This window comes from Kitasatospora sp. NPDC057223 (assembly GCF_042669755.1).
Taxonomy (GTDB): domain Bacteria; phylum Actinomycetota; class Actinomycetes; order Streptomycetales; family Streptomycetaceae; genus Kitasatospora.
The window spans coordinates 26002-34005 of the sequence record NZ_JBHUWW010000097.1; the positions used below are offsets into that span (position 1 = coordinate 26002).

At 72.1% G+C, this 8004-nt stretch carries 4 protein-coding genes; all 4 read left to right on the forward strand.

From position 1 onward, the window contains the following. Positions 1-5 precede the first annotated feature (5 nt). The 4 genes from ACFUK0_RS28305 to glgB all read left to right on the forward strand — a co-directional run bounded on the left by ACFUK0_RS28305 (position 6) and on the right by glgB (position 7939). Complete coding sequence (locus ACFUK0_RS28305; protein ID WP_380255118.1) at positions 6-1961, forward strand: alpha-1,4-glucan--maltose-1-phosphate maltosyltransferase; 1956 nt, start codon at positions 6-8, stop codon at positions 1959-1961. After that, positions 1958-3688 (forward strand): maltose alpha-D-glucosyltransferase, encoded by a 1731-nt coding sequence (gene treS / locus ACFUK0_RS28310; RefSeq protein ID WP_380255110.1) that lies wholly within the window; start codon positions 1958-1960, stop codon positions 3686-3688. Before ACFUK0_RS28305 ends, treS begins: the two co-directional genes overlap by 4 nt. Positions 3689-3965: 277 nt before the next feature. Further along, the gene (locus ACFUK0_RS28315; RefSeq protein ID WP_380255112.1) at positions 3966-5456 is read left to right on the forward strand and encodes a phosphotransferase; all 1491 of its coding nucleotides are present in this window, start codon (positions 3966-3968) and stop codon (positions 5454-5456) included. A 41-nt stretch (positions 5457-5497) separates the two neighbouring features. Continuing rightward, on the forward strand, positions 5498-7939 hold the full coding sequence (glgB, locus tag ACFUK0_RS28320) for a 1,4-alpha-glucan branching protein GlgB (protein WP_380255114.1): 2442 nt from the start codon (positions 5498-5500) through the stop codon (positions 7937-7939). The last annotated feature ends 65 nt before the right edge of the window (positions 7940-8004 follow it).

Genomic DNA, 8004 nt, shown 5'->3' on the forward strand with positions numbered 1-8004 from the left:
ACACCGTGATCGGCCGCATCCCCGTCCTGGACGTCAGCCCGCTCGTCGACTCCGGCCGCCGCCCGGCCAAGGCGGTGGTCGGCGAGGCCTTCGAGGTCACCGCGACCGTCTTCCGCGAGGGGCACGACGCGGTGAACGCCAACGTGGTGCTGCGCGACCCGCGCGGCCGCAGCGGCCCGTGGACGCCGATGCGCGAGCTGGCCAAGGGCACCGACCGCTGGGGGGCGAGCGTCACCCCGACCTCGGCCGGCCGCTGGTCCTACCTGGTCGAGGCGTGGAGCGACCCGGTGGCGACCTGGCGGGCCGTCGCCGCGGTGAAGCTCCCGGCCGGCATCGACACCGCGCTCGTCCTGGAGGAGGGTGCGCAGCTGCTGGAGCGCGCTGCCGGGGGCGTGCCGAAGAAGGAGGGCCGGGCGCACGTGCTGGCGGCCGTGGACGCGCTGCGCGACCCCGCGCTGCCGCCGCTGTCCCGGCTGGCCGCCGCCCTGGCGCCCGAGGTCGGCGAGCTGCTGGCCCGCTACCCGCTGCGCGAACTGGTCAGCTCCACCCGGCCGCTGCCGCTCCAGGTGGACCGCGAACGGGCGCTGTTCGGCTCCTGGTACGAGTTCTTCCCCCGCTCGGAGGGCGCGGTCGTCGACCCGTCGGGGGTGGAGCCGCCGCGCTCGGGCACCCTGCGGACGGCCGCCGAGCGGCTGCCCGCGGTCGCCGCGATGGGCTTCGACGTGGTCTACCTGCCGCCGGTGCACCCGATCGGACGGGCCTTCCGCAAGGGCCCGGACAACACCCTGACGGCCGGCCGGCACGACGTCGGCTCGCCGTGGGCGATCGGCTCGCCCGAGGGCGGCCACGACGCGATCCACCCGGACCTCGGGACGCTGGAGGACTTCGACCACTTCGTGGCCGAGGCCGACGCCCTGCACCTGGAGGTCGCGATGGACTTCGCCCTCCAGTGCTCCCCCGACCACCCCTGGGTGAACAAGCACCCCGAGTGGTTCACCCACCGGGTCGACGGCACCATCGCCTTCGCCGAGAACCCGCCGAAGAAGTACCAGGACATCTACCCGGTCAACTTCGACCAGGACTTCGACGGCATCGTCAAGGAGACCCTGCGGATCCTGCGGTTCTGGATGGGCCACGGCATCCGGATCTTCCGGGTCGACAATCCGCACACCAAGCCGGTGATGTTCTGGGAGAAGGTCCTCGGCGACATCGCCCGGACCGACCCGGACGTGGTCTTCCTGGCCGAGGCGTTCACCCGGCCCGCGATGATGCACACGCTGGGGAAGATCGGGTTCCACCAGTCGTACACCTACTTCACCTGGCGCACCACGAAGCAGGAGCTCACCGAGTACCTGACCGAGCTGTCGCGCGAGAGCGCCGCGTTCATGCGGCCGAACTTCTTCGCCAACACCCCGGACATCCTGCCCGAGCACCTGCAGAGCGGCGGGCGGGCGGCGTTCGCGATCCGCGCCGTGCTGGCCGCCACCCTGTCCCCCAGCTACGGCGTCTACGCCGGCTACGAGCTGTACGAGAACGAAGCCGTCCAGCCGGGCACCGAGGAGTACCTGCACTCGGAGAAGTTCGAGCTGCGCCCGCGCGACTGGAGCCGCACCGACACCCTCGCCCCGCTGCTGACGGTGCTGAACCGGCTGCGCCGGCGCCACCCCGCCCTCCAGCAGCTGCGCGACCTGCGGTTCCACCCGACGGACAACGAGCACGTGCTCGCGTTCTCGAAGACCGCCGTCACCGAGGACGGCCTCACCGACCGGGTCGTCACCGTCGTCAACCTGGACCCTCACCACGTCCAGGAGGCCACCGTCACGCTCGACGGCGACGGCCCGTACGCGGTGCACGACGAACTCACCGGCGCCGCCTTCAGCTGGGGGCGGCACAACTACGTCCGGCTCGATCCCTCAGCGGAGCCGGCCCACCTCCTCACGGTTCGGAGGAACCCAGCGTGACAGTGAACGAGCCCGTCCCCGACACCTTCGCCGAGACCTCGAAAAAGGACCTGGACCCGGAGTGGTTCAAACGTGCGGTGTTCTACGAGGTGCTGGTGCGGTCCTTCCAGGACAGCAACGGCGACGGCGTCGGTGACCTGAAGGGGCTCACGTCCAAGCTCGACTACCTGCAGTGGCTCGGCGTCGACTGCCTCTGGCTGCCGCCGTTCTTCGCCTCGCCGCTGCGCGACGGCGGCTACGACGTGGCCGACTACAAGTCGGTGCTCCCCGAGTTCGGCGACCTGGCCGACTTCATGGAGTTCGTGGACGCCGCGCACGCCCGCGGGATGCGCGTGGTCATCGACTTCGTGATGAACCACACCAGCGACCAGCACCCGTGGTTCCAGGCCTCCCGGGAGGACCCGGACGGCCCGTACGGCGACTTCTACATGTGGGCCGACGACGACAAGCAGTACCCGGACGCCCGGATCATCTTCGTCGACACCGAGACGTCCAACTGGACGTACGACCCCGTCCGCAAGCAGTACTTCTGGCACCGGTTCTTCTCGCACCAGCCGGACCTCAACTACGACAACCCGCGGGTGCAGGAGGAGATGATCGCGGGGCTGCGCTTCTGGCTCGACCTCGGGATCGACGGCTTCCGGCTCGACGCGGTGCCGTACCTGTTCGCGCGGGAGGGCACGAACTGCGAGAACCTGCCGGAGACGCACGAGTTCCTGCAACGGGTCCGCAAGGAGATCGACGCGGACTACCCGGACACCGTGCTGCTCGCCGAGGCCAACCAGTGGCCGGAGGACGTCGTCGACTACTTCGGCGACTTCGGCTCCGGCGGCGACGAGTGCCACATGGCGTTCCACTTCCCGGTGATGCCGCGGATCTTCATGGCCGTGCGCCGGGAGAGCCGCTACCCGGTGTCCGAGATCCTCGCCAAGACGCCGACCATCCCCGGCAACTGCCAGTGGGGCATCTTCCTGCGCAACCACGACGAGCTGACCCTGGAGATGGTCACCGACGAGGAGCGCGACTACATGTACGCGGAGTACGCCAAGGACCCGCGGATGCGCGCCAACGTGGGCATCCGCCGGCGCCTCGCCCCGCTGCTGGAGAACGACCGGAACCAGATCGAGCTGTTCACGGCCCTGCTGCTGTCCCTGCCGGGCTCCCCGGTGCTGTACTACGGGGACGAGATCGGCATGGGCGACAACATCTGGCTGGGCGACCGGGACGGCGTGCGGACCCCGATGCAGTGGACACCCGACCGCAACGCGGGTTTCTCCTCCGCCGACCCGGGCAGGCTCAGTCTGCCACCCATCATGGATCCGGTGTACGGCTACCAGGTGACCAACGTCGAAGCGCAGCAGAGCAGTTCGAGTTCACTGCTGCACTGGACGCGTCGCATGATCGAGATCCGCAAGCTCAATCCGGCCTTCGGACTCGGCACGTACACCGAACTGCCCTCCAGCAACCCCGCGGTCCTGGCCTTCGTGCGCGAGTACGAGGGTGACCTGGTCATGTGCGTGAACAACTTCTCGCGGTTCGCGCAGCCGACCGAGTTGGACCTGCGGCAGTACGGGGGCCGGTACCCGGTGGAGCTGATCGGCGGGGTGCAGTTCCCCTCGATCGGCGAGTGGCCGTACCTGCTCACCCTCGCAGGCCACGGCTTCTACTGGTTCCAGCTCCGCAAGCCGCCCCGCCCGGCCGGCAAACGATCCGCCGGCCTGAAGTAACGGTCCCTCAGGTATCCGGGGGCCCACGGGGCAATCCCCGGGGCCACCCGGCCATCCGGGCCCAAGCTCTCCGGGGTGTACGGGAGTTCGACTCCCCGTGCACCCCGGGGCTCTCTGCACCACCGCGTACGGAGAACAGCCCAACGGCCCACCACACTATGGCGTGACACCCGAGCGCCGCTCGCGTGCCGTCGCCGCCGCGCCGCCGAAATCCGGAAGACTTACGGGCCCGGCCAGACCCGTCGGGCAGTCGGCCCGCTTCCGGGGAAAGGGAGTCATGTCCGAAACCTCCCGGTCTCAAGCCCCTGTGCACCGCGACACCGCCACCGGCACCGCCGTGCCGGCCGGATCGCGCGCCACCGGGGTCCGCAGGACCGCCCTGGGAGTCAGCGAGCTGATCCAGGCAGCGCTGCCGTTGATCGCCGACTGGCTCCCCACCCAGCGCTGGTACGCCGGCAAGGGCCACGCGATCACCGGCCTCACGCCGGTGGTCGGCACGCCGCTCCAGGTCGGCGACCCGTCCCTGCTGCACCTGCTGCTGCGGGTCGAGCACACCGCCGCCACCGGCGCCCCGCACGGGGACATCTACCAACTGCTGCTCGGCACCCGCTCGGAGGAGCCGTCCGGCATCGGCCCGGGCGCCGTGCTCGGGCGGCTCACCCAGGGCCCGTACGACGGCGCCGTGCTCTACGACGCGGTGCACGACCCGGAGCTCACCGGCCGGCTGCTGGAGCACCTGGCGACCGGCGACCGGTTCGGCTCGCTGTCCTTCCGCCGCACGCCGGGCCCCGGCCTGCCCGCCAACCTGCCGGGCCGGGCCAGTACCGCCGAACAGAGCAACAGCTCGGTGATCTACGGGACGGCGCTGATCCTCAAGCTGTTCCGCCGGATCAGCCCCGGCACCAACCCCGACCTCGAACTCTCGCTCGCCCTCTCGCGGGCCGGCTCCACCCGCATCCCGCGGGTCGCGGCCTGGTTCGAGAGCCGGCTGGAGCGCGCCGAGCCGGCCACCCTCGGCCTGCTCCAGCGCTACCTGCCGGACGCCGAGGACGGCTGGGAGCTGGCGCTCGACCAGGTCGGCCGGCTCAAGGGCGACCCGTCCCCCGGCAACTTCGCCATCGAGGCGCACCGGCTCGGCCGGGCCACCGCCGAGGTGCACCGGGTGCTGGCCCGCTCGATGCCGGTGGCCCGGCTCGACCGGACGCAGACCAGGCAGCTGGCCACCGCGATGGCCGACCGGCTGGACAGCGCCGTCTCCGCCGTCCCCGGCCTGCTGCGCTACCGTGCCGCGCTGCGGGGCGCCTTCCAGCAGCTCGCGGACGCCCACCCGGACGGCATGCCCGTCCAGCGGATCCACGGCGACCTGCACCTCGGCCAGGCGATGCGCACCCCGCAGGGCTGGGTGCTGCTGGACTTCGAGGGCGAGCCGGCCAAGACGGTGGCCGAGCGGCGCGAGCCGCAGACCGCCCTGCGCGACGTCGCCGCGATGCTCCGCTCCTTCGACTACGCCGCCGCGCACCTGCTGGCCGGCGGCCCGGTCGACCCCGAACTGGCCCACCTCGCGGCGGCCTGGGCGGCCCGCAACCGCACCGCGTACTGCGCGGGGTACACCGCCGGCGGCGGCACCGACCCGGCGGCCTCGCCGGAGCTGATGCGCGCGTTGGAGATCGACAAGGCGGTGTACGAGGTGGTGTACGAGGCCCGGCACCGGCCCAGCTGGCTGCCCATCCCGCTCGCCGCGATCAACCGGCTGGCCCTGACCGTCTGACCGCTCCACCGGCACACCCGACCCCGCAGGAGGACCAAGTCGTGACTCCGCTCGACCTGCCAGGCCGCACCACCCCCGCCGTACCCGCGACCTTCCTCGCGGGCAAGGACTCACCGAGGCGAGAGCCCGTGGTGCCCCGGCGGGACGAGCCGGGGCGGCCGGCGCCGGCTGCGGCCGTCCCGGCTCCCGTGGCTGATGCCGCGCCCGTTCCCGTCCCCGTTGCCGCGCCCGTTCCCGTGCCCGTGCCGCTGCCCGCCCCGGCGGCGGGCGGTGCGCTGCGGCTGCCGGAGGCCCCACTGCCGCCGTCCGAGGTGGACCGGCTGGTCTCCGGCGCGCACCACGACCCGCACGCCCTGCTGGGTACCCACCCGACCAACGGCGGCACCGCGATCCGGGTGCTGCGCCCGTTCGCCGAGCGGGTCGTGGTCGAGACCGGCCAGGGCCCGGCCGAACTGACCCATCAGCAGAACGGCCTGTTCACCGGCCTGCTGCCGGGCACCGCACTGCACCGGGCCGGCCTCGCCGAGCACCGGCTGCTGGTCGGCTACCCCGGCAGCGAGCCGATCCCGCAGTACGACGGCTACCGGGCCCGCCCCACCCTGGGCGAGCTCGACCTGCACCTGATCTCCGAGGGCCGGCACGAGCAGCTGTGGCGGGCGCTCGGCTCGCACGTGCGCACCGTCGACGGCGTCACCGGCACCGCGTTCGCCGTCTGGGCGCCGAACGCGGCCGGCGTGCGGGTGATCGGCGACTTCAACCACTGGGACGGCACCGGCCACCCGATGCGCTCGCTGGGCTCCTCCGGGATCTGGGAGCTGTTCCTGCCCGGCCTCGGCGACGGCACCCACTACAAGTACGAGATCCGCACCCGCGACGGCCGGGTGCTCGACAAGGCCGACCCGCTGGCCCGGGCCGCCCAGTGCCCGCCCGGCACCGCCTCGGTCGTCACCTCCTCCGCCTACGCCTGGCAGGACGAGGAGTGGCTGGCCCGCCGCGCCCGGACGGTGCACCACCGCGCGCCGATGTCGGTCTACGAGCTGCACCTGGCGTCCTGGCGGCCCGACCTGACCAGCTACCGCGAGATCGCCGCGGAGCTCCCGCGCTACCTGCGGGAGCTGAACTTCACCCACGTGGAGTTCATGCCGGTGATGGAGCACCCCTTCGGCGGCTCCTGGGGCTACCAGGTGTCCGGCTTCTACGCCCCCACCGCCCGGCTCGGCACCCCCGACGACTTCCGGTACCTGGTGGACACCCTGCACCGGCACGGCATCGGCGTCATCGTCGACTGGGTGCCCGCGCACTTCCCGAAGGACGACTTCGCGCTCGCCCGCTTCGACGGCGAGCCGCTCTACGAGCCGGCCGACCCGCTGCGGGCCGAGCACCCCGACTGGGGCACCCTGGAGTTCGACTACGGGCGCACCGAGGTCCGCAACTTCCTGGTCGCCAACGCGGTCTACTGGTGCGAGGAGTTCCACATCGACGGCCTGCGGGTGGACGCCGTCGCCTCGATGCTCTACCTCGACTACTCCCGCGAGGGCGGCGCCTGGACGCCCAACCAGTACGGCGGCCGGGAGAACCTGGACGCCGCCTCCTTCCTCCAGGAGATGAACGCCACCGTCTACCGGCGCTGTCCCGGCGTGATCACCATCGCCGAGGAGTCCACCGCCTGGGACGGCGTCACCCGGCCCACCGACAGCGGCGGCCTCGGCTTCGGCCTGAAGTGGAACATGGGCTGGATGCACGACTCGCTGGTCTACATCTCCAAGGAGCCGGTGCACCGCAAGTACCACCACAACGAGATCACCTTCTCGATGGTGTACGCCTTCTCGGAGAACTACGTGCTGCCGATCTCGCACGACGAGGTGGTGCACGGCAAGCAGGCGCTGGTCTCCAAGATGCCCGGCGACTGGTGGCAGCAGCGCGCCAACCACCGCGCCTACCTCGGCTTCATGTGGGCCCACCCCGGCAAGCAACTGCTCTTCATGGGGCAGGAGTTCGCCCAGGGAGCCGAATGGGACCACGAGCAGGGCCCGCAGTGGTGGGTGCTCGCCGACGACTGGCCGGCCGCCGCCGACCACCGGGGCGTGCGCGCGCTCGTCGGCGACCTCAACGGGGCGTACCTGGACGCCCCGGCCCTGTGGGAGCAGGACACCACCCCGGACGGCTTCCGCTGGCTGGACGGCGGCGCCGCCGAGGACAACCTGCTGTCCTTCGTCCGGTACGCCGCCGACGGCACCCCGCTGGTGGCGGTCTGCAACTTCTCCCCCGTGGTCCGCCGCGGCTACCGGGTCGGCCTGCCCGCCCTGACCGGCCCGGACCAGCTCTGGGAGGAGGTCCTGAACACCGACGACGAGGCGTACGGGGGCAGCGGCATCGCCAACTCCAGCCCGGTCAAGGCCGAGGCCGTGTCCTGGAACGGCCAGGACCGCAGCGCCGAACTCGTCCTCCCCCCGCTGGCAACCGTCTGGCTCCGCCCGGCCTGACCGGCCGCCCGGCAGCGGCCCTACCGCACAGCGGACCGACCGGTGGCCGGCGCGCGACACGCGCG

Bases quoted from the DNA above. Each gene is read 5' to 3' on its own strand.
- ACFUK0_RS28315 (WP_380255112.1), top strand. From the start codon at position 3,966: ATGTCCGAAACCTCCCGGTCTCAAGCCCCTGTGCACCGCGACACCGCC.